At 45.2% G+C, this 19,949-nt stretch carries 16 protein-coding genes and 1 pseudogene; 7 read left to right on the top strand and 10 right to left on the bottom strand.

Features of this window, described 5'->3' with window-relative positions:
* Positions 1–236 precede the first annotated feature (236 nt).
* From JOE49_RS06995 to JOE49_RS07010, 4 genes are all read right to left on the bottom strand, one after another.
* On the bottom strand, positions 237–2,051 hold the full coding sequence (locus JOE49_RS06995) for a cache domain-containing sensor histidine kinase (RefSeq protein ID WP_209940790.1): 1,815 nt from the start codon (positions 2,049–2,051) through the stop codon (positions 237–239).
* A 38-nt stretch (positions 2,052–2,089) separates the two neighbouring features.
* Complete coding sequence (locus JOE49_RS07000) at positions 2,090–3,649, bottom strand: response regulator transcription factor (protein ID WP_209940791.1); 1,560 nt, start codon at positions 3,647–3,649, stop codon at positions 2,090–2,092.
* A 260-nt stretch (positions 3,650–3,909) separates the two neighbouring features.
* A complete protein-coding gene (gene udk, locus JOE49_RS07005; protein ID WP_013308305.1) occupies positions 3,910–4,545 on the bottom strand; it encodes a uridine kinase in 636 nt (211 codons plus the stop codon).
* Positions 4,546–4,620: 75 nt separating this feature from the next.
* Positions 4,621–5,142: a ClbS/DfsB family four-helix bundle protein gene (locus JOE49_RS07010; RefSeq protein ID WP_103744750.1), complete on the bottom strand. Its 522-nt coding sequence runs from the start codon at positions 5,140–5,142 to the stop codon at positions 4,621–4,623.
* Between the two features lie 374 nt (positions 5,143–5,516).
* On the opposite strand from JOE49_RS07010, the gene JOE49_RS07015 reads away from it, so the two are divergent.
* Positions 5,517–7,610, top strand: coding sequence for a pectate lyase family protein (locus JOE49_RS07015; RefSeq protein WP_209940792.1), 2,094 nt, complete (start codon positions 5,517–5,519; stop codon positions 7,608–7,610).
* Positions 7,611–7,701: 91 nt separating this feature from the next.
* Here the strand turns inward: JOE49_RS07015 and JOE49_RS07020 are convergent, their stop codons facing one another.
* The 4 genes from JOE49_RS07020 to JOE49_RS07030 form a co-directional block, all read right to left on the bottom strand.
* On the bottom strand, positions 7,702–8,046 hold the full coding sequence (locus tag JOE49_RS07020; RefSeq protein ID WP_023986544.1) for a hypothetical protein: 345 nt from the start codon (positions 8,044–8,046) through the stop codon (positions 7,702–7,704).
* A 147-nt stretch (positions 8,047–8,193) separates the two neighbouring features.
* Positions 8,194–10,272 carry a DEAD/DEAH box helicase gene (locus tag JOE49_RS07025; protein WP_226887850.1) on the bottom strand — a complete coding sequence of 693 codons (2,079 nt, stop codon included), beginning with the start codon at positions 10,270–10,272 and terminating at the stop codon, positions 8,194–8,196.
* Positions 10,273–10,396: 124 nt separating this feature from the next.
* Positions 10,397–10,780, bottom strand: coding sequence for a hypothetical protein (locus JOE49_RS26775; RefSeq protein WP_348635847.1), 384 nt, complete (start codon positions 10,778–10,780; stop codon positions 10,397–10,399).
* A 370-nt stretch (positions 10,781–11,150) separates the two neighbouring features.
* The gene (locus tag JOE49_RS07030) at positions 11,151–12,806 is read right to left on the bottom strand and encodes an SWIM zinc finger family protein (RefSeq protein WP_209940794.1); all 1,656 of its coding nucleotides are present in this window, start codon (positions 12,804–12,806) and stop codon (positions 11,151–11,153) included.
* A 127-nt stretch (positions 12,807–12,933) separates the two neighbouring features.
* Here JOE49_RS07030 and JOE49_RS07035 point away from each other — a divergent pair.
* From JOE49_RS07035 to JOE49_RS07055, 6 genes and pseudogenes are all read left to right on the top strand, one after another.
* Positions 12,934–13,080: pseudogene (locus JOE49_RS07035) on the top strand (alpha/beta hydrolase); the annotation flags it as partial.
* 220 nt (positions 13,081–13,300) lie between these two features.
* A complete protein-coding gene (locus JOE49_RS07040) occupies positions 13,301–14,977 on the top strand; it encodes a sigma-70 family RNA polymerase sigma factor (protein WP_209940795.1) in 1,677 nt (558 codons plus the stop codon).
* Between the two features lie 25 nt (positions 14,978–15,002).
* Positions 15,003–15,920 (top strand): ParB/RepB/Spo0J family partition protein, encoded by a 918-nt coding sequence (locus JOE49_RS07045; protein WP_209940796.1) that lies wholly within the window; start codon positions 15,003–15,005, stop codon positions 15,918–15,920.
* A 231-nt stretch (positions 15,921–16,151) separates the two neighbouring features.
* Entirely contained in the window at positions 16,152–16,409 is a 258-nt protein-coding gene (locus JOE49_RS07050) for a hypothetical protein (RefSeq protein ID WP_209940797.1), read from the top strand.
* Positions 16,406–16,540: a hypothetical protein gene (locus tag JOE49_RS26645; protein WP_280922028.1), complete on the top strand. Its 135-nt coding sequence runs from the start codon at positions 16,406–16,408 to the stop codon at positions 16,538–16,540. Before JOE49_RS07050 ends, JOE49_RS26645 begins: the two co-directional genes overlap by 4 nt.
* 9 nt (positions 16,541–16,549) lie before the next feature.
* The gene (locus JOE49_RS07055; protein ID WP_245248348.1) at positions 16,550–16,792 is read left to right on the top strand and encodes a pepsin/retropepsin-like aspartic protease family protein; all 243 of its coding nucleotides are present in this window, start codon (positions 16,550–16,552) and stop codon (positions 16,790–16,792) included.
* Positions 16,793–16,909: 117 nt separating this feature from the next.
* Here JOE49_RS07055 and pgmB read toward each other — a convergent pair whose 3' ends face one another.
* Both pgmB and JOE49_RS07065 read right to left on the bottom strand, forming a co-directional pair.
* Entirely contained in the window at positions 16,910–17,569 is a 660-nt protein-coding gene (gene pgmB, locus JOE49_RS07060) for a beta-phosphoglucomutase (protein ID WP_068938354.1), read from the bottom strand.
* Between the two features lie 24 nt (positions 17,570–17,593).
* On the bottom strand, positions 17,594–19,876 hold the full coding sequence (locus JOE49_RS07065) for a glycoside hydrolase family 65 protein (RefSeq protein ID WP_209940798.1): 2,283 nt from the start codon (positions 19,874–19,876) through the stop codon (positions 17,594–17,596).
* Positions 19,877–19,949 lie beyond the last annotated feature (73 nt).

Here is a 19,949-nt window from a genome sequence, read left to right on the forward strand (position 1 = left end):
CCGCTTACAATTGTATTTTATTTTGGTTTAGGTACTTTTTTTAGGTTGAACTAAAAATGAAAAAAGTGGAACAAAAACGGAGTGGGCGGAATGGTGCTGTACAAGCGTAGCGGTCGCCTTTGTATCCGGATTTCAACCTTATATAATTTGGATAAAGAAATCTGGATACAACAGCGATGGGAAGCACCATCCGACCGCGCAGTGGCACTTCGTGCATCTTTAGTTCAGTGTATATATTATTTGCTGGAGTCGTTTGATTTCAAAATCAGGGGGAGGGTCATTCTTACTTTGGTGCCCTCGCCCTTTTTACTGGAGATGGTCACGCCGTATTCTTCTCCATATAAAAGGGTAATGCGGTTGTGCACATTCTGGATGCCGATGCCTGTGAACAGTTGGCGCTTGCTCTTGGGATTCGGAAGTCCGTCTTGCGCCGTATGCCCGTCCAAATCCATACCGTCTCCATCATCGACCACCTCACAGATCAATGTATGCTCCGTTTTGGACACCAATATATAGATGTGCCCTACGTTTTTTTCATTAAACGCATGGAAAAAAGAGTTTTCGATAAAAGGCTGAATGATGAGCTTGGGCACATGGTACTCCAGACAATCGGGTGATACAAAATAATTCACTTGTACCCGCTGCCCGTAGCGCACATGGTTAATGAACACATAATTTTGCATGTTGGCCATTTCCTGCTCAATGGTGATCGTTTCACTCACATTGCTGATTGTATTTTGCAGTAAGGAAATGAGTGCATTGATCGTCTCGGCGGCTGTTTCCTTATTTCCTTTGAGCACCAGCATTTTGATCGAAGCCAGTGTATTGTACAGAAAATGCGGATTGATCTGCCGTTGTAGTGCAGCAAGCTCTGCGTTCCGTTGACCCTTTTGCGTCTCTAAAAGCTTACGGATATAGTCATTTAGTTCATCCAGCATGTAGTTGTAAGCATGACTTAATTGTCTAACCTCATAGCTGCCCGTTACCGGGATATAATTATCAAAATTTTTCTCGCGTATGGTCGACATTTGCTTCACCAGTCGAGTCAGGGAACGAATCAGTCGACGGGATATCAGAAAAACGATCACCAAAGCAATCAGTACGATGGCAATGCAGATCCATACAACGGATTTAACGTCAATAATTTGTCCAATGGCGGCTTGTCTGTCAATCATGTTCACCAGATAAAAATCAAATGAAGGGATATAGTTGGAAAGGAGGATACTCTCCTTATTCATCACATCCGCATTAATGTAGTTAAGTCCCTGTTCATTGATTTTTGTGGCATAGCCTAGCAGCTCACTGGAGCGTTGTCCGATCAGGTCCTGGCGGTTGCTCGATACAATCAGTCCCGACTTGTCTAAAATAAGCACATCATTGCCGTTGCTCGTGAAATTGTTATAGAAACGGCGAAATTCAGGCTCTCGGATAGCGATGTAGATCATGCCGTACAGGGTGCCGCTGGTCCGCTCCATAAATGGTTTGGAGGCGATAATATAGGGTGTTGGCTTTTGCGCGGTATTATTCATTTGTTGCTGAAATAATTCAGTATCCAATTGATACATAAGCTGTGCCGGTCGTGCTACACTTCGGGCTGTAATAGCATTGCTTTTAAGTTCTTCCGCAGTTACAGGCCAATAGGACGAGTCGGAGTAAAAGCTCCGGCCGTTCAGACCTGTTACAGCGACACCGACATCATAGGCATCGACGTTCGATTTAATTTGCTTCATTTGCTGTGCCATTCCGAAGTAAATTCTTGCCGAGTTAATCGAGTCAGATTGACCGCCAGTCAGATAGTTTTTGACCGTTCCATTTTCCGAAGCATGGGTTACGGCATTCACGATAGAATCATTGAAGGATTCAAAGCTGGATTGAATCTGGCTGAGTACCTTGGCATTTGTAATACTGAATGTCTCAGCAAAAAGTCGTTCAGACATCCGAATCGTCACCAAAGAGGTCAGCAAGGACACCGCAGTGATGCTGACCACCATAACAATAAAGATTTTGAAGAACAGACCTTGATATTTGATCTTATGGATGTATCTTTTCATATTCAATCTCTTTTCTGCTGGCAGATGTGGCTTACTCCCTAATAGAGATGCTCCCGGCGGTACTGACTGGGCGAGTAACCCTTCACTTTTTTAAACACTTTGGTAAAATAGCTGGGGTCCGAATAACCTACCGTGCTGCTAATATCCGAAATGGACATCGTCCCCGACCGTAGTAACTCCGCGGCTTTTTCGACCCGAATTTTGTTTAGATACTCGCTAAAACCCTCTGTATGGTGTGCTGTAAAATAACTGGACAAGTAGGAAGGGTTAAAATGAAAATATTGCCCAAGTGTCGTCAAATTGAGCGTTTCAGCATGATGCTCCTCAATATACTCCAGCAGTTTTTTCATGCTTGCGCTACTTCCTTGCTGCGTTTTAGCCATGATCTGTCTGTTCGCTTCCTCCAAAAAAGTCTCCAGAAGGCGCACGGCTTCATGTACATGAGGGGCATCATTAATTGTTTTGAAATAGGAATATTTCGCCGCATCCAGCTCCTTCATATCATACCCCTGATTCCCGAGCAAAATCGTAATGTTAAACACGATATTTCCGAGAAGCGATTTGAATTCAAAAGCGGTAGAGGTATAGTTGCCGGACATGGCGGCTACATAGGATCTCAAATCCTGAAAAGCTGTATCAAAATGCTCACGCTTCATCTCTTCTGTAAACTGTTTTAAGTTGAACGAGCTGTCCACCTGTATAGGCGGAGGGAGTTCGTCTTCTATTAGCAGCGCTGTTCCTGGGAAATAAAAGCGGTAACTCAGCAGTTTTGGCAGTTCATCCTGATAGACGTCACTAATCTGATTGAAGTCATCAAATAAATGGCTAACTGCCCAGCCTGTCTGTGGATCGACCCGCTTTGTCTCCTGAGCAACTTCCCTAACCGCAGCCATCCAGGCGTCTACTTCCCGTGGATCAAGATTGGCTAAAATCACAGCTGCATAGACATCAGACGGCAGTTGTCGCAGTACGATGTGCTCACAGGCAGAGGATACTTGATCTGATAGCTTGGAAAATAGGTCCGAGGCAGAGATAGAGCGTCCTTTATTCTGCGGTGCTGACTGTTCCACGCCTATGAGCGCAAAACGGCTATAAGGAAATGCTTGCTTCAGCAACTCAGCGTCATAGTCCATGCTATACCCGGAGACCAGCTTTTCGATCACATGATCTATCGTAATTTTACTATTCTTAGCATCTGCCTGATATTGAATGGATGGAATTTTGCGAGCGGTTCTCTGGAGCACTTGGAGCAACTCATCCGTGTCCAGCTTGGGCTTTAAAATATAGTCAGCAACCCCTTGCTGAAAGGTAGATCGCACGTAATTAAATTCACCGTAACTGCTAAGCACGATGACTTCGATATCTGGATAGTTCTGTCTGACTATGCGCGTCAGCTCCTCGCCATCCATGATCGGCATTACGATATCTGTAATGACAATATGAGGGCGCAAGGTTTCAATCAGCTCCAATGCTTCTTTCCCGTTAGAAGCCTCACCTACAATTCGAAATCCATACTGTTCCCACGATAAATGGTGTTTAATCCCTTGCCGTACCAATATCTCATCATCGACAATCAAAATGTTGCATAGCTCATTCATGGCAGCACTCTCCGTAATTATACCTATTCGAGGATTTTGCAAAAATCCTGATTCAAAAAAGACCTCCATCACGTGGACGTCATATCATCTGAGGCACATATTTGACAACGCTTCCAACTTAGCTTAAATCTAAAGCATTTAATCTTTACATGCTAACATAAACCACACGGGGATTCCAAAATAATTTAGTCCAAATGGCATATAAAACAACAAAAAAGGCAGCCGAGAAAATCTCGACAGCCTAAACGACCAGGATTACCTTATACAGTACCCCATGTCCGATCTCCTGCCAAATATTTTTCAGTCAAAATAGACAGCAGTTGAATACCAACCTCATTGTGTCCTCCCTCAGGAAGGATCAGGTCAGCGTATTTCTTGGAAGGCTCAATAAATGCCTCATGCATCGGCTTAACCGTAGTCAAATAGTGATCGTGGATCGAATGGATGGTGCGGCCGCGTTCCTCAATATCGCGAAGAACCCGACGGAGAATGCGCACATCAGGGTCAGTATCCACAAATACTTTGATGTCAAGCAGGCTGCGGAGCTTTTCGTCTGACAGCACATGCAGACCCTCCAACATAACGATGTGATTTGGCAGAAGCTCTACCGTCTCGTCCGTGGAGCGTGCATGAACCGTAAAGTCATACACTGGCGCTTGTGTCGCTTGTCCTTTTTTCAGACATTGGAGATGCTCAATAAGCAATTCGTTGTCAAAGGCAAACGGATGATCATAATTGACCAAAGCACGTTCATCATAACTCAGATGTGAATGGTCTTTATAATAGTTATCCTGAGATATGAAAGTCACTTTATTAGATCCCAGACGCTCAACGACGGCGCGTGCTACCGTCGATTTACCGGAACCTGTACCGCCGGCAATACCAATAATAAGCATGGCGTTTCACTTACCCTTCCCTAAATGTATCCCGATACAACTCAAGTATTGTAGCACAATGCACACTTTTTTTCATCACTGTTGGACTTTGTATTTCTTCCATTTCCGTATCTTGGCTCTGAATGTTTTAAACGGTGCCACCGAGTTGATGTGAATCCATCTTGCCATGGGCCAGTTCGGGTTAGTACCCGTCCAGTTGTGAACGCCTTGAGTAAAGAGCTCTTCATGGCTAAGTGTGTCGATCCAATCCAGCCACTTTTGCTCAGTCAACTTGAACATATCGCGTAATTCACGTAAAGATTGGTGGGAATAGGTCTTGTAAAATGATTGATATAGTTCGCCTAGTCTATTCCATTTATAATTGGGAGCGGGCATGATGACGGTTTTTCCTTCCCGTTCGTCCCTGTCCCATGTCATGACAAGATGAAGCCATCCGAGCTGGTAGGCGATCATTTCTGCGGGTGTTTTATCTACTTCGGGGATACGAATATCCTTTTGGCTCTCGTCGATCTCCTGGAACTCACCGTCAAATCGTAAGTAGGAGGCATGAATGGCTTCTTTTAACTCCAATTTGGAAGCGTAGTCGTAGCTGGACATCTAATCGCTCCTTTAAATGATATGGATGATACTCACTCCTTTATATGTACCATTCTCAATATGACAGCTGTATGTCTTATTCAAAAATAAAAAAATATCGTTTTTTGTGATTTTATGAAACATCATTTGACGTGTTCACGAAACAGGATGCAAAATTAATAGAAAAATTAAGACAAAAGATAAGTAATTAGACATATTTTAATATTTATTTAAAAGCCTATAATTATTGGAGTATAGCGCTTGGGGCCCTCATTGGTGTTGGGATATTATTCCCTTCATCAGTACGTTATATACCGTTGGGGCATGTCATGTCCGATGAACGGTGCAACCTTTGCTTTAGTATTCATGAATCTAATCAAGAAGGGGATTGTTATATGAAGTCGAGTTTGTTAAAAAAATGTGCAAGTGTAATGTTAAGCAGTACGTTGGTACTGTCTTTATCATTACCGTTGCTAGGTCATGCACATGCAGATGGAAATTTACAGATAAGTGACGATTTTGAGCAAGGAGAAGCTCAAGGCTGGACCGTAGGTTCGGGGAACTGGTCTGTGGTCAAGGATGGGAATGGTTCTACATACCAACAATCTAGTCGAAGCGAAAGCCATTCCGTCAAAGGTAATGCCTCATGGACGAACTATAGCGTGCAAGCAGATGTATATGTAAATGATTTTAATGGCTCTAATCGAGTCTACGTTGCAGGTAGATACACAGATTCCAACAACTTCTATGCAGCATCGTTGTACAACAAGAAAGACGGAGCTCTTGAAATTCGAAAAAAAGTCAAAGGCTCTATGAAGACACTGGCTACCAATAAAAAATACAAACTGGACACGAATACATGGTACAGAGTCAAGCTGGAACTATCCGGTTCGGAAATCAAAATGTATGTCAATGATCAACTGGAGCTGTCCGCAACAGACACCAGCCTCACTGCTGGAGCCATTGGTTTGGTAACTTCTAAAACAGCTGCCCAATTCGATAATGTGATTGTATCCGGTGCTTCTTCTGAGGTAGATCCAGGAACACCGCCTGTGAACCCAACACCAGGTACAGAACAACCGACTCCTGGAGTGGACCCTGATGTAACCTCTAAAAATAACTATAATTTGACTGGCTTTTCGTATGGTAATACAGGTGGTGGCAATATTGCGGATACAGATGCCAACTACAAAAAGGTTTACAACGCTGTAGATCTCAACGAAGCACTGAAGAAAGGCAGCAAAGTCAAAGTGATTGAGATTATGAATGATCTTGATCTCGGTTGGAATGAAATTCCTAGTGCTGCCAAAGTAATGCCTTTTAGTGCCAACAACCCTGTACAGACGCATCCTGTTCTGAAAAAGACAGGTGTGAGCAAAGTCTATATCGAAAATATGAATGGGGTTACGATTTTCTCTGCCAATGGTGCGAAAATCAAACATGCCGGCTTTGTTATCAAAAGAAGCTCCAATTTGATTTTCCGTAACCTCGAATTTGATGAACTTTGGGAGTGGGATGAAGCAACCAAAGGGAACTATGATAAGAATGACTGGGATTATGTTACCATCGAAGGTACAAGTTCCAAGGTATGGATCGACCATTGCACATTTAACAAAGCCTATGATGGTCTGGTAGATGTGAAAAAAGGTAGTAACGGAGTTACGATTTCCTGGTCTTTGTTCAAAGGAGATGACCGCAGCTCCAACAGCTGGGTAACCCAACAAGTCAACGCGATGGAAGCAGACAAGTCTTCCTATCCTATGTACGCTTATCTGAGAAGCAGTGCAGTAGGCATGAGTAAAGAAGATATCATTGATATTGCAGCAGGACAAAAGAAGGCTCATCTGATTGGTGCTACGGAAATGGCTTCCGACAATGCAGACCTGGAGGTAACGCTGCATCATAATTACTACCTGGATATTCAGGATCGTATGCCTCGTCTGCGTGCTGGTAATGCTCATGCATATAACATCGTTATGGACGATGCTGGATTGGCCAGAGCCAAAAAAAGAATCACTTCTGACATGGCTAAAGCAATTGCCGCAAAAGGATACCATTTTGACGTCGTGGGTAACGGTGCGATTTCAACAGAAAACGGTGCGGTGTTGCTAGAAAAGTCTTATTTAATTGATGTGTTTTCTCCAGTGCGTAATAATCAAAAAGATCCTAAAAAAGATGACTACACAGGAAAAATCAAGGCTGAAGACGTCATCTTCTCCGACAACGGTACTGTATTCAGAGGAGGCAGCGAAGAAGCGAATAGCCCATTAGCCCCTTATCCTGCGAAGGCCAAGAGCTTCTCGTGGAATGGATTCACAACGTTGCCATACAGCTATACTGCCGAAGACCCTGCTAACCTGGTTGCTCAATTGCAGGCCAAGGATGGAGCGGGTGCAGGCAAGCTGAACTGGTCGAGTGAAAACTGGCTCAAAACGGTGTACAATACGTCCGTTACGAAAAATGCAATAGTGGAAGAAGATTCCGAATAGGTAGGCCATATAAAAAAGCAGCCAGGACAGATATGCTCTGTTTCTGGCTGCTTTTTTGGTTACCTACGTTAAGGCTGCGTTCGGTACGAACTTAACCAATAACGACAAACGAGGACACGCCAGCAGGTACGGTTCTAACCCGGAATAGCGTTCCATCGTCTCTAAAGGTACGCAGAATAAAAGCCTGGTTCGTAGGTGTACGGACTCTGCTGAATCGGGCAGTACCAAAACCATCGAAGCCTGCAGCTTGCACAAAGCTTCCATCTAGACGCCGGAGTATAGCAAAAAATCCGGTTGTGTTAAAAGGAACACCGTTGGTGTTAGCCCAGATGACTGTAAAACGGCGCAGGGTTTGTGTTGGGCTCACATTGCGATATCTCGTAACAGGAACCTTTCTGCCCGTAGATTTCAATGTTTGTGGAGGACGAATGGCCACTTCAAATCAACTCCTTTGTTGTGATGAGATAGTAAATGCAAACAAAGGAGTTTTGGACTGTGTTATAAACTACGACTTCTTAAAAATAGGTATATATCGAACTCAAAATGGCATTCCATGTACATTATAGTTCGATTTTGGACCTCCTTATGCCCAATCGCGTCGTAGCGTAAAGAGGTCTTTTAACGCGTCTGTAGACAACTCAGTAATCCAGCCCTCGGTACTGGTTATGATTTGGTCGCTAAGCTGCTGCTTGCTCTCCAGCATTTCATCAATGCGTTCCTCCAGCGTGCCTAGCGAGATAAATTTGTGCACCTGTACATCCTTCGTTTGTCCCATCCGATAGGCTCGGTCTGTGGCCTGATTTTCAACAGCCGGATTCCACCAGCGATCAAAGTGAAAGACGTGGTTGGCGGCCGTCAGATTCAGACCCACCCCCCCGGCTTTGAGCGACAAAATAAACACGGATGGCTGCTCGGCAGGGGGGAGCGTGTGAGATTGGAATTGATCAATCATTCGGTCACGCGCCGTTTTGGATGTGCTGCCGTTCAGATAGAGCACGGGCTCTTGCAGCTCCTGAGCGAGTACCCGCTGGAGCATCTGCCCCATACCAATATACTGCGTAAAAATAAGGCAGCGCTCGCCCTCCTCCCGCAGTTCCTTGACCATAGCCAGAATGCGCTCCAGCTTGGATGAACGGCTAATGACCGCTTCAAGATCGGCCTGACTATAACCGGAAGCCACGGTATCTGGGAGCGCCTCCTTGGTTAAGAGGGCAGGATGGTCACAAAGCTGCTTCAACTGGGTAAGGGCGGATAAAATGGCTCCTTTCCGCTCAATCCCTTCCAGCTTCTGCATCCGTTCCATCAACTCTTTGACAATCTGGTCATAGAGCGCGCCCTGCTCAGAGGTCAGATGAATGTAGGTTTTCATCTCATTCTTGTCAGGCAAATCAAGCTGTATAGCAGGGTCCTTCTTCTTGCGCCGCAGCATGAAGGGCTGAACCAGCTTTTGCAAATCTAACGTGCGCTGCTCGTTATGTTCCTTCTCAATAGCATTAATGAAGCGATTGCTAAAGGCGCGTGAGCTGCCCAGATAACCCGGATTGATAAAATCATAAATGGACCATAGCTCTGACAAGCGATTTTCAATAGGTGTCCCGGTCAACGCAATCCGATGACGTGCAGGAAAGCTGCGCACGGCTGTGGATTGCTTGGTTTGCGCATTTTTAATGTTCTGCGCTTCATCCAGGCAGACTGAATCCCAGGTCATGCTTTGTAGCAGCTCTTGATCCAGGGTTGCCGTAGCGAAGGAGGTCAGGATGACATCGGCCTGCTCGACTTCTTCGCGGAACAAGTCTCCCTGCTCCCGCTTGCTTCCATAGTGCAGCATCACCTTCAATGAAGGGGCGAAGCGGCTGAGTTCCTTCTGCCAGTTGCCCAGCACCGAAGTCGGGCAAATCAGCAGCGAACTGGAGCGGACGCCCGTCTCGGCGGCAATATCCTGTAGGTGCAGTAAATAAGTAATAAACTGCACTGTTTTACCGAGTCCCATATCATCGGCCAGACAGGCACCCAGTCCAAAGCGACGTAAAAAAGCAAGCCATGCATACCCGTCCCGCTGATACGTCCGCAGCTCGGCTTGCAGCCCGTCCGGCACGTCCAATGCAGGCCATTCCGACTGCCGTCCGAGCTGGCTGATCAGCTTCAGCAGATGGGCATTCAGCTCGACTTCCAGTCGGAAGCGTGCCGCATCCTCCGGCTGCTCGCCCGAGGCGTCGCCTTCAGGCTCGTCGGCGTTGCCGAGCAGGTGTAGCTGCAGGATGTCCTGAAAGGACAATCCCTGAGCGCTGTCGATCCCGGCCATGGCCCGGCGGATCTGCGCCAGCAACGCGGGGTCGAGCGCGATCCATTGCCCGCGGAAGCGCACCAAGCGCTCGTTGCGAGCGACCAGCTCGGCGAATTCCGACTCGCTGAGATCGGCATCACCGATGGCAACACGCCAATCGAACTGGACAATCGAGTCCAGTCCGAACAGCGAGCTACCCTTCGTGCGCTCTCCCGCCCCTTCGCCTGGGCGTACCTTGGCCCGCAGCTTTGGCTTCTTGCGGGTAGCTGCCTCCCACCAAGCCGGGAGCAGCACCTGCCAACCGCTTTCCAGCAGACGCTGGCTGTCGGTTGTCAGGAATTGCCACGCCGCTTCGTCGGAGAGCGGGCGATTCAGCACGTCATCGCGGCTTCCGGCACGCTGCCCGGCGGGCAAAATCGAGGTCAAACGTTCTAGCCACCCGGCAGAGCGCTCACGGACATGTGCTGTCCAGGCATCGGGCCATGAGCCGGATGCGTACCCATCATCGGCGAGCTGTACAGACACCAGCAACGCCGGGTCTTGCTTGTCCTGCAACACAAGCTTGAGCTGCCAGGACGGCTCGTCGTCCTCCAGCTCTGGCTCTAGCAGTTGCAGAAGTGGCCGAAATGGCGCGGTATCGGCTTTCCAGCCGATGGCGATGAGCCAGGCCCGCGCGTCCAGACCCGCCGCCGGGCGATTGGGGGCGAAGAGAATCGGATATTCTCTTCGCAAATCGGCGGCTTCCGCTTCGGTGCCGTACCAGCGCTGAAATACGGCAGCCGAGAACGCCGCTATCAGCCCATCCTGCTCGCCCTTCTCCAAGCTGCCTAGCAAAGCAAGCTCTGCCGGTTGGATGTTTTCCAGTGCTTCCGCATCCCACTTCCATTGCAGCTTCCCCGCCTGGAACGCTGTGAAGCTGGGCACATATGCTTTCGCCTCAATACAGTGAGCAAGTAAAGGGATCAGCCGGAGCCACGGGGCATTGGCCTCGTCCCAGATCCATTCGATATGCTTCAGGAGCTCGCGCTCTGCCAGAAAAGGAATCACCTGCTCCGAGGGCAGCAGGATAATATCCGTGTCTTGAACATGTTGAATCTCCAGCTCGGTTCCATAAAACGAAGCCTCATGCCAAGCAAACAAACGCTGCTTCAGAATTTGGCCGGAAATGCTATAGTTCATGGAGGAATCGCCATAGATCAGCGCGTCTCCATAGGTAGTTAATTGGATATGCACGGTAATCGTTTCGGTATATTGATTCATGATAACAATTTCCCTTTCAGCAATTCCTCCTGTAGCGCCCGCAGGCGGCTATGACGGCTGGTGAAGGTCGTAAAGAACAGCTCCCAGCGTGATTCTTGCTTCATTTTCTTGTACAGCTTGGACAGTCGCTTTAACAGCTTGACTGCTGCTTTATAGCTAGTTCTGTTTTTTTCCAACACATAACGTTCTACCGCTTGATGGTAAAAGGGGAGTAGTAACTCAGGCGCGTTCTTTTCAATGGGCTGTAACACGCTCACTCGAAAACTCAAAGGCTCACTGCGTATGCTTAGCTGATAGTCGATCCATGACCGCCATTTTTCGTGAGCAAGCAGCGCCTCTTCATACATTCCCCCGGCAAATGGAAGCATACCTACTAGCGTGTCCCACATGTCCTGCTCCGCTTCTGGAAGGTGCTGCAAAACCAGATCCCAATCATGTATATAATCTTGTAAATGGTCATCCCGATGACTGTGAAGCAGGGGGCCGATATGTCGCAGTCCGTCCTTGAGACGTGCCCAATCCTCGGCTTTACGCAACGCCTGTAAGAACAAAAGCAATTGACTGGAAGAGATTTTTAGTGGAAAAGCTCGTTCCGCCTCCTGAAGCAGTACCCAGGCTTCGTTATCGTGCGATTGGAAAATATGCATCCAGCTACGAGCCAACATCCACGGAAGCCGTGCTAAAGTTGTGCCGAGCTCCTCCTCAGCCGCCTGTAAATGCTGTAATTCCTCCGTATATATGCTGGAGTCCTGCCTTTCGTGATGCACCCAGTGCAGCCATAACTGATAATACGCGTCTGAAAAATAAGTACCGTTACGCGATTCTGTCAGCATTTTTTGGCGTAAATAGGCTAAGGTTTCTGCCATACGGGCTTCTTGCATCGGTTCATCGGTCAGCTCCAGTGGACTCTCAAAATCACGCTCGATAGCTTCTTTAAGCTCATCGGCAGCGATTTGCGTGTAATACCCCATATAGGTATGAGAGGGATAGCCCGGCATGGGAGACTGAGGCACCAGCTTTTCCAGCACACGCAGATGAGCATGCAGTCCGTATAGCTGTTGCATGCCGGGTGAAAGCGGTGGCTTCACAGCATAGATCGAGGCTAAAGCGCTTTGGACATATTGGGAATTTTGTGTGTTCACACGGTTAAGGGCGATACACTGATCGAACAGATCATGCCACTCTGAAATGGGCATGTCTGGTATCTTGCTTGCTGTTTTACTGAGAGCGTTTCTTGTTGCTTCCCTGTGATCCGGTGAAAGATTCGACCGGGAAGGAGGTACAGTACCCGTGTCAGCTTTTGCCGCCAATCGAGTGAATCCCGCCGAATGAGCGTTCACTAAAGCATGTACAGAACGTTCTTGTTCATTCGCGTAATTCAGTAGTACGGCGATCATATGCTTGCAGTTGGTGTGGACAGGGCACGTACATCTGCTGGCAGCAAAAGCGCTTAAGTGGAGATCCACCTCGTATAGCTCGCTTCCATCCACGACAGCTGCAATATGATCGGCATCAGGCATTGCGAACTCTTTTACCTTTCCTTGCTTAAAATACTGGAAACCTCGTTTGATCGTCACGTCATTAAAATGGTCAGCCACATTTTGAATAAGCTGTTGCCACTGTATATCATCTATAAGATAGGTTGGTTTCATATGCATTAGTCTCCTAAGAGAGAATAGTTGATCGGGTAGTAGCTTAACTCTTCCATTATATCAGTTCACGAATATAAATTGAGTGGAGGGAGCAGTTGGAAAGTTTTCATACGGGTTGACATGTTTCCTTGGCTTCAGTCAGGGAGCGATTTTGTCGATGTTACTTGCGCTTACCCTCGGCAATCAATTGAAGGGGATTGTAGCGTTGAACGGCTATGTGCCTGATTTTGTGAAAACAGAATATACGTTGCAAAGCACAGAGAACGTGTCCGTATAGCCCTAAATTTGGTTTCCAAAACACGTGTTTGGAATGACAAACGAAAAAGGCGCCTGAGTATAACACTGAAAGAGCAAAAGATACTTGTCTTATTATCCAATTATTTGTCTAAAATAACGCCTTATTATCAAACAATTAGAACCTTTGACGAATGACAGATTTCCAAAGAATTTTAGAATATACTTGTGAAAAATAGTTCTTTTTTGGGGGGAGGCATTTGGTTAAGTCCCAGTCAAAAGAAAAAATAACAATTGAGAAATTAGTGGAGAGTTACTCTATAAACATAATCAGAACAGCAAAGAAAATTATTAACGCAAAAATGAATTATGACAAATGGTTGTTAGATGATCTTATTCAACAAGGATATGTCGGGCTGATAGAAGCTCATAGAAGATATGATTTCAATAGAGGAAGTGACTTTTTTTGGAGTTACGCTCGTAAATTTGTAAGAGGCAGAATGATAGATTTTATCGTGCAGCATTTTAACTTTATACGCCCAAGTAAAAAAATAAACAGTATCATGTTGAGGATTAAAAGGTTGAACCTTATTAATCAATCCCCTCAATATATATCATATGTACTAGGGTGCACCTCCAATATGGTCACAGAAGCAATGTATTTTCTAAACATGAGGTATATGGTTTATCTATATGAACCTGCGTCTACAACCCCAAAGAACCATCAGAGCAAACTTCTTATTGATATAGTAACTGCTGAGGAAAGTTCGGATGACTTATTTCAGATTGAAGTCTTGGATGGGTTTTCTATCAATGAAAAAAAGATTGCACAAATGCTAATTAGAGGCTATAGCAGGGAAAATATTATCGAGCATTGCGGCATTCCTGCTTCTCAATTAATAGAGATAATTGATGAGATACTCGCAAAATGTGGGGTTGATAACCAAAAAATTAAAACTAGAAGCGAGGAATTGCTTATGCAAATATCAAATTTGGAGGGGACTGGACCAATCACACAAACTGATGAAAAGAAAAATTTTGATTGGATAGAAATTGAGCTTATATGGGCCAATCCCAAAAATCCGAGAAAAGATCTTTCGGTAAATATAGAACAACTACAAGAAGTGCTAACATCAAAGAGTTGGGAGGAACCTGTAACCTGCTATCAAAAAGGACAATATTATATTTTGCTTGCTGGACATCGTAGATGGAATGCCGCGAAGGCCTTAGGTCATAAAAAAATACCGGTATTTATCGTAGATCCCCCATCAAGTCCCGCCGAAGAAAAGGATCGTTTAGGTTCTTTACAAAGTGTTCAAGTTGATTGGACTCCCTATGAAATCGCAAAAAATATCTATGACCGCTGGGTATACGCAGGCGGTATATCCTATAGTCAATTAGCTAATAAATTAGGGATAACCAAAAAAAATGTAGAAACTAAAATCCGTGTTTATAAATACTATCCTCGTGCTGAAATAGAGGACAAATTATCAAATGGCATGTACTCAATCACAATGCTTGATTATATCCTCACTTGGATTAGAAGATTAGATCAGTATCAACCCCAATTTGTTGAATCTATTGGGGAAGACTTCATCAGACAAATGATGCTTACCAAATACGAAAATAAATGCTTTAACAGCCGTATAACCAACGACCGATGTTTTGTAACTAATGCTACTTCTGATGAGATACTTTCTTTTTTATCGGACCCAACCAAGACATTAGCTCAATCTGAGATTGAAATGACCATGAACCGGTCGAAAGAGAATCAAGCCACTTATAAAGAAGTATATGAAATGCTAAATAAATCTATTGAGTCTTTGGGGAATCTGGAGTGGAAAGATTCAAAAGAGGCACAACAATTAATAACTGAATTGGACAAGTTAATCGAAAATATCGCAGTAAAGAGACAAGAATTACTGGGGGGAGATTAACCTGGAAAATATATCAAGACTAATAATGGCAGATATTAAAGATGTTATCCCTAATCCTTTTAATCCACGAACCAATAATGCGATTAAGACAGAAGAAATACAACGGGTGATTAAAGAAAAGGGGTGGGAAGTCCCTATTACTTGTTATCAAAAAGGAAGTGAATATATTATCTTATCGGGTCACCGTCGGTGGTATGCGGCTAAAAAATTGGCACAAAAAAAATTGCCGGTTTATTTAGTTGAGGCTCCTGCAAGCATAGAGGAAGAACAAGAACGTCTTGGTTCCGTTCAAGGAGGAAAATCAGACTGGACTGTCTATGAATGGGCTAAGCACACCTATGAAATGTGGATTTATTGGGACAAATGCTCGTTTAATGAACTTGCTCGTAAGATGAATAGAAGCTGTGCTTTTGTCTCTCCTCGTGTGAAAATATTCAGTTATTATCCGCACTCTGAGATTGAAGATAAACTCAAAAGTGGTAAATACTCAATCTCAGGGCTTTCTTATCTGATAAAATGGCTGGATAGCCTATCCAGATTAAAACCAGAAATTGTTGAACATTTAACAATAGATATGATCAGAACTACAATGCTATCCAAAATTGAAAAAAGCCTTGTAGGCATCCTTGATCTAAAGAGTGATTTATTCATACACCAGGCGAGTAATGAACAAATAAGTGACTTTTTAATGAACTCTAATAAGAAATTATCGGATGCTTTTCTTGAAGTCAGTAAGGACAGTATAAAGTACAGAGGAAAAAGTAAAATAAAGGCGCAACTGCATGAGATAGATAACGCAAACGATATTATAAAGAGATTAAATTCTCCTGAAAGTGCTAAGGAACTCAAAAAGATGCAGTACATGATTGATGAGTATAATCACAAATTATTGAAATTAAAAGAAGATTTACAAACATACATGAATAACGAAACACGACTATAAAAATACCCGGTTTTTATATAAAGCATAAACATTAGCCACAACTTCCGATCGGAAGTTGTGGTCTTTTTAAGCTAAATCAATTATGAAAAAATGATGCTACTTTACAATAGTTTGATTGCGATATAAAGTACCTGGAAATGGTATAATAATGTCGAAAAACTTTTTATGACGTCGATTTATTAACATTTTGTCTTTCTTCAAATACAGGATATTTTAATGGAGGTGTCTGAAATGCGATGGGAAGAAGTTAAAGAACGTTTTCCCAATGAATGGGTCGTACTTGAGGCAACCAAAGCTTATTCAAAGGATGGTCAGCGTTTCATTGAAGAAATGACCGTAATTGATACATTCGGTGATTCGACGGATGCTTTTAAGCGGTATAATGAGTTGCACAGAGTGGATCCTCAGCGTGAGTATTGTTTTTTTCACACTTCTCGTGCCAAGGTTACGGCAAAAGAACGCTATGTGGGAATCAGGGGGCCTAGATGAACATTACAGAAATATATGAGCCTCCCTTTGTTAAGGTAAAAGTAATATTTAGGGGAGAAGAGTTAACTTTAAGTAAAGTGCTTCTAGATACTGGTTCTGCCAGCACACTTCTGAATGCAGATATAGTATGAGAAATAGGTATGGTTCCAGAAGGGAATGATGATGTTGATATTATACGAGGTGTGGGTGGCGTAGAATATGTCTACACTAAATCTCTAGATTCCATTACACTCGAAGAATCGACACTCGAAAATTTCCAGGTGGAAATTGGAGGCATGGATTATGGTATGCAGATCGATGGGATACTGGGCTTTAATTTTCTTAAACTAGTTGGAGCTGTTATTGATGCTAAGGCAATGGAAGTAAAGACTGATAGCTATTAGAGTTTTGGTTTGCAAAACTTCTAAATTCAATAAGATCTGCATCCAAGAAAAATAAAAAAAGCTGGTGGAACGGGTCCACCAGCTAATCAGACTCACTTTTATAGGAAATTCCTTTTTTCATCCTCTGATAAAATGTGACTCCAACATGCTCAGAGAAAGCTCGGCAGTAGTGGCTACCACGATATCCGCACCTTGCATTTGCGAAGGTGTTCCTACACCGACCGCAAACATCCCGGCACCCTTGATCGCCTGTATGCCAGCCTGTGCGTCCTCTATACCGATACAGTCGGCAGGCTGAACGCCCAGATTTGCGGCTCCGGTGAGGAAAATTTCCGGGTCAGGCTTGCCATGCCGAATGGCGGTAACATCCACCACACTGTCAAAATAGTAGGCTAGCTCCAGTCGCTCCAGGATAAACGTTGCATTTTTGCTTGCAGAGGCCAGCGCGATGCCGATTCGGGCTTCACGAAGTTCTGTCAGTAGCGCTTTAATGCCTGGAAGAATGTCCGAGGGCGTTACAGCTGAAATGAGCCGCTGATACTCCGTATTTTTCCGTGTGGCCAGTTCTTGCTTGCCTTCTTCTGAAAACTTATCGGACAGGTTACCGCGCGCCAGTATTTTGTCGAGCGATTCCGTACGGCTGATTCCTTTTAACTGTTCATTAAATTCCCGATCAAAAGGGATGCTCAGCGCTGCCGCCAAGCTGCCCCATGCCTGAAAATGATATTCGGCGGTATCTGTAATGACTCCGTCCAGATCAAAAATGACTGCTTTCATTTGGTTTCCCCCTGTCTGCCCGATTTATGAAACACTGTTCGTCATTAACGACTGCCCACTGGTAATGTGCGTTGGCTCTCCATACAGCTCCAGCGTCAGCGGTTCTCCGTCCAACAGGGTAATGATCACTTCATTTTCCTGTACGAGAATACTTAACAAGCGACCGCGATAGTTGATTTTAAACGTATATTTGTTCCAGCCCTGTGGCAGGAAGGGGGAGAAGCTTAATGTTTCACGATACGTTCTCATCCCGGCAAATCCCTGTACAATCGCCAGCCAGCTTCCCGTCATGGAAGTGATATGAAGTCCGTCTTCGGTATCGTTATTGTAGTTATCCAGATCCAGACGGGCCGTCCGCTTATACATCTCGACTGCCTTTTCCTCCATTTTGAGTTCGGCAGCCAGCACGGCGTGAATGGACGGGGACAGACTGGATTCATGAACAGTCATTGGCTCGTAAAATGCAAAATTGCGCGCTTTTTCTTCCAGCGTGAACTGGTCTCCAAAGAAATACAGCCCTTGTAGCACATCTGCCTGCTTAATGAAGCAGGAACGAAGGATTTTATCCCATGACCATTTCTGATTTAGTGGAAGGTTGCTGGGATCAAGGGAGGATACAGGCTGCAAATCCTTATCCATAAAGGTATCGTGCTGTACGAAGACTTCCCGCTCCTCATCATAGGGATAATACATGTGAGTGATGATATCCTGCCAATGTGCAAGCTCATCAGCCGTAACTGCTAGATGCTCCGATTTTTCTGCTGAAATTTGAGGTAAGACCGATAATGTATATTTCAGAACCCATGCAGCCAGCGTGTTGGTATACCAGTTGTTATTGACGTTATTTTCGTATTCGTTCGGCCCGGTAACCCCGTGGATCATATACTGCTGCTGGCTTTTGGAAAAGTGAACCCGGTCGGCCCAGAAGCGGCTAATTTCGACCAGTACATCTATTCCATATTCCCGTAAATAGCTCAGGTCGCCCGTATAGTTGGTGTAGTTGTAAATGGCATACGCGATGGCTCCATTACGGTGAATCTCCTCGAAGGTAATCTCCCATTCGTTATGGCACTCCACACCTGTAAAAGTGACCATAGGGTATAGTGCACCCCGTAGCCCTTGCTGGGCTGCGTTATGCTTGGCACCCTCTAGTTGTTGGTGACGGTACAGCAGCAGATTTCGGGTTACATCCGGGTCTGCAAGCGCCAGGTACATAGGTACGGCATATGCTTCTGTGTCCCAATAGGTGGCACCGCCATATTTTTCACCTGTAAAGCCCTTGGGACCAATATTTAGACGGGCATCTTCGCCGTAGTACGTAGAGAACAGCTGAAAAATATTAAAGCGTATTCCCTGCTGGGCCTCTGTATCTCCCTCGATTTCTACATCTGCTTTGTCCCAACGTCGAGCCCAAGCTGCGACATGCTCCTGCTTGAGGGAGGTGTAGCCTTTGTTCACAGCCTCCACAGCGATGCGTTCAGCTTGTGGAATCAGTGCATCCTTTTCCATATCCCGTGAGGTGGTAACCGCCACAATTTTTTGCAGCTGGATACTGTCGCCCGGAGCGACGCTGTATTGATAGTGGCGTGCAGCATACAAAAAGCTCTCTTCCGTCGTCTGCAGATCCTGTCCCTCGGTCACAATACCCATGGTAGCGTTTACGGTAAAGCGCGGAATACCGAAGGGATTATCTATAGTTGTTGTGGACAGGCTGATGAATTGTTCTTGAACCTCTCGGGCCTCCTCCAACCAAAAAACCTCATCATAGTTCGTATCTTCATTCTTCGTATTGCCGTCCAAATAAGGGACAAGCTCTATGGTTAGAGGCTGCTCGCTTATATTCGTAGCTTGGTAATCAATCAGGCATAGCTCACGAGTGGTGAGGCTCAGAAAACGCTCCGTAGTGATACGGACCTGATCGTTCACGGTGCAGGTGCGTCGCAGGATGCCCTGTTTCATGTCCAACTCCTGCACAAAATCGCTGACGTGTGCCGTAAATAAGTCTACTTCCTCTTGGTTTACGATCAGACGGATGCCGATGAAGTTCATGGCATTGATGACCTTGCCAAAATATTCAGGATAGCCGTTTTTCCACCAGCCGACCTTTGTTTTGTCGGGGAACCATACACCGGAGATATAAGTTCCCTGATGATGATCACCTGAATAAGCTTCTTCAAAATTGCCGCGCATGCCCATATAACCGTTGCCTATGGACGTTATGCTTTCCTGTAATCGCATGTGTGTGCTATGTAGAGTGTGTGTTGTCAGCTTCCAGCTATCTACGTCAAATAATCGGTTGTAAACCATGATTGTGTACCCCTCTCGGAAAATGAGATCGTTGTTTTAACGAAACCAGTATATGAGCGAGTTCAGTATATAG

It is taken from the genome of Paenibacillus sp. PvR133 (genome assembly GCF_017833155.1).
Classification (GTDB): Bacteria; Bacillota; Bacilli; order Paenibacillales; family Paenibacillaceae; genus Paenibacillus; species Paenibacillus polymyxa_B.

Coding starts and splice junctions, on each gene's coding strand:
- JOE49_RS26775 (WP_348635847.1), bottom strand. CDS start 10,780: ATGGAAGTGGGATGCGGAAGCACTGGAAAACATCCAACCGGCAGAGCT.
- JOE49_RS26645 (WP_280922028.1), top strand. CDS start 16,406: ATGAACATTACAGAAATATATGAGCCTCCCTTTGTTAAGGTAAAAGTA.
- JOE49_RS06995 (WP_209940790.1), bottom strand. CDS start 2,051: ATGAAAAGATACATCCATAAGATCAAATATCAAGGTCTGTTCTTCAAA.
- JOE49_RS07030 (WP_209940794.1), bottom strand. CDS start 12,806: ATGAAACCAACCTATCTTATAGATGATATACAGTGGCAACAGCTTATT.
- JOE49_RS07010 (WP_103744750.1), bottom strand. CDS start 5,142: ATGTCCAGCTACGACTACGCTTCCAAATTGGAGTTAAAAGAAGCCATT.
- JOE49_RS07050 (WP_209940797.1), top strand. CDS start 16,152: ATGCGATGGGAAGAAGTTAAAGAACGTTTTCCCAATGAATGGGTCGTA.
- udk (WP_013308305.1), bottom strand. CDS start 4,545: ATGCTTATTATTGGTATTGCCGGCGGTACAGGTTCCGGTAAATCGACG.
- pgmB (WP_068938354.1), bottom strand. CDS start 17,569: ATGAAAGCAGTCATTTTTGATCTGGACGGAGTCATTACAGATACCGCC.
- JOE49_RS07065 (WP_209940798.1), bottom strand. CDS start 19,876: ATGGTTTACAACCGATTATTTGACGTAGATAGCTGGAAGCTGACAACA.
- JOE49_RS07000 (WP_209940791.1), bottom strand. CDS start 3,649: ATGAATGAGCTATGCAACATTTTGATTGTCGATGATGAGATATTGGTA.
- JOE49_RS07055 (WP_245248348.1), top strand. CDS start 16,550: ATGGTTCCAGAAGGGAATGATGATGTTGATATTATACGAGGTGTGGGT.
- JOE49_RS07015 (WP_209940792.1), top strand. CDS start 5,517: ATGAAGTCGAGTTTGTTAAAAAAATGTGCAAGTGTAATGTTAAGCAGT.
- JOE49_RS07045 (WP_209940796.1), top strand. CDS start 15,003: ATGGCAGATATTAAAGATGTTATCCCTAATCCTTTTAATCCACGAACC.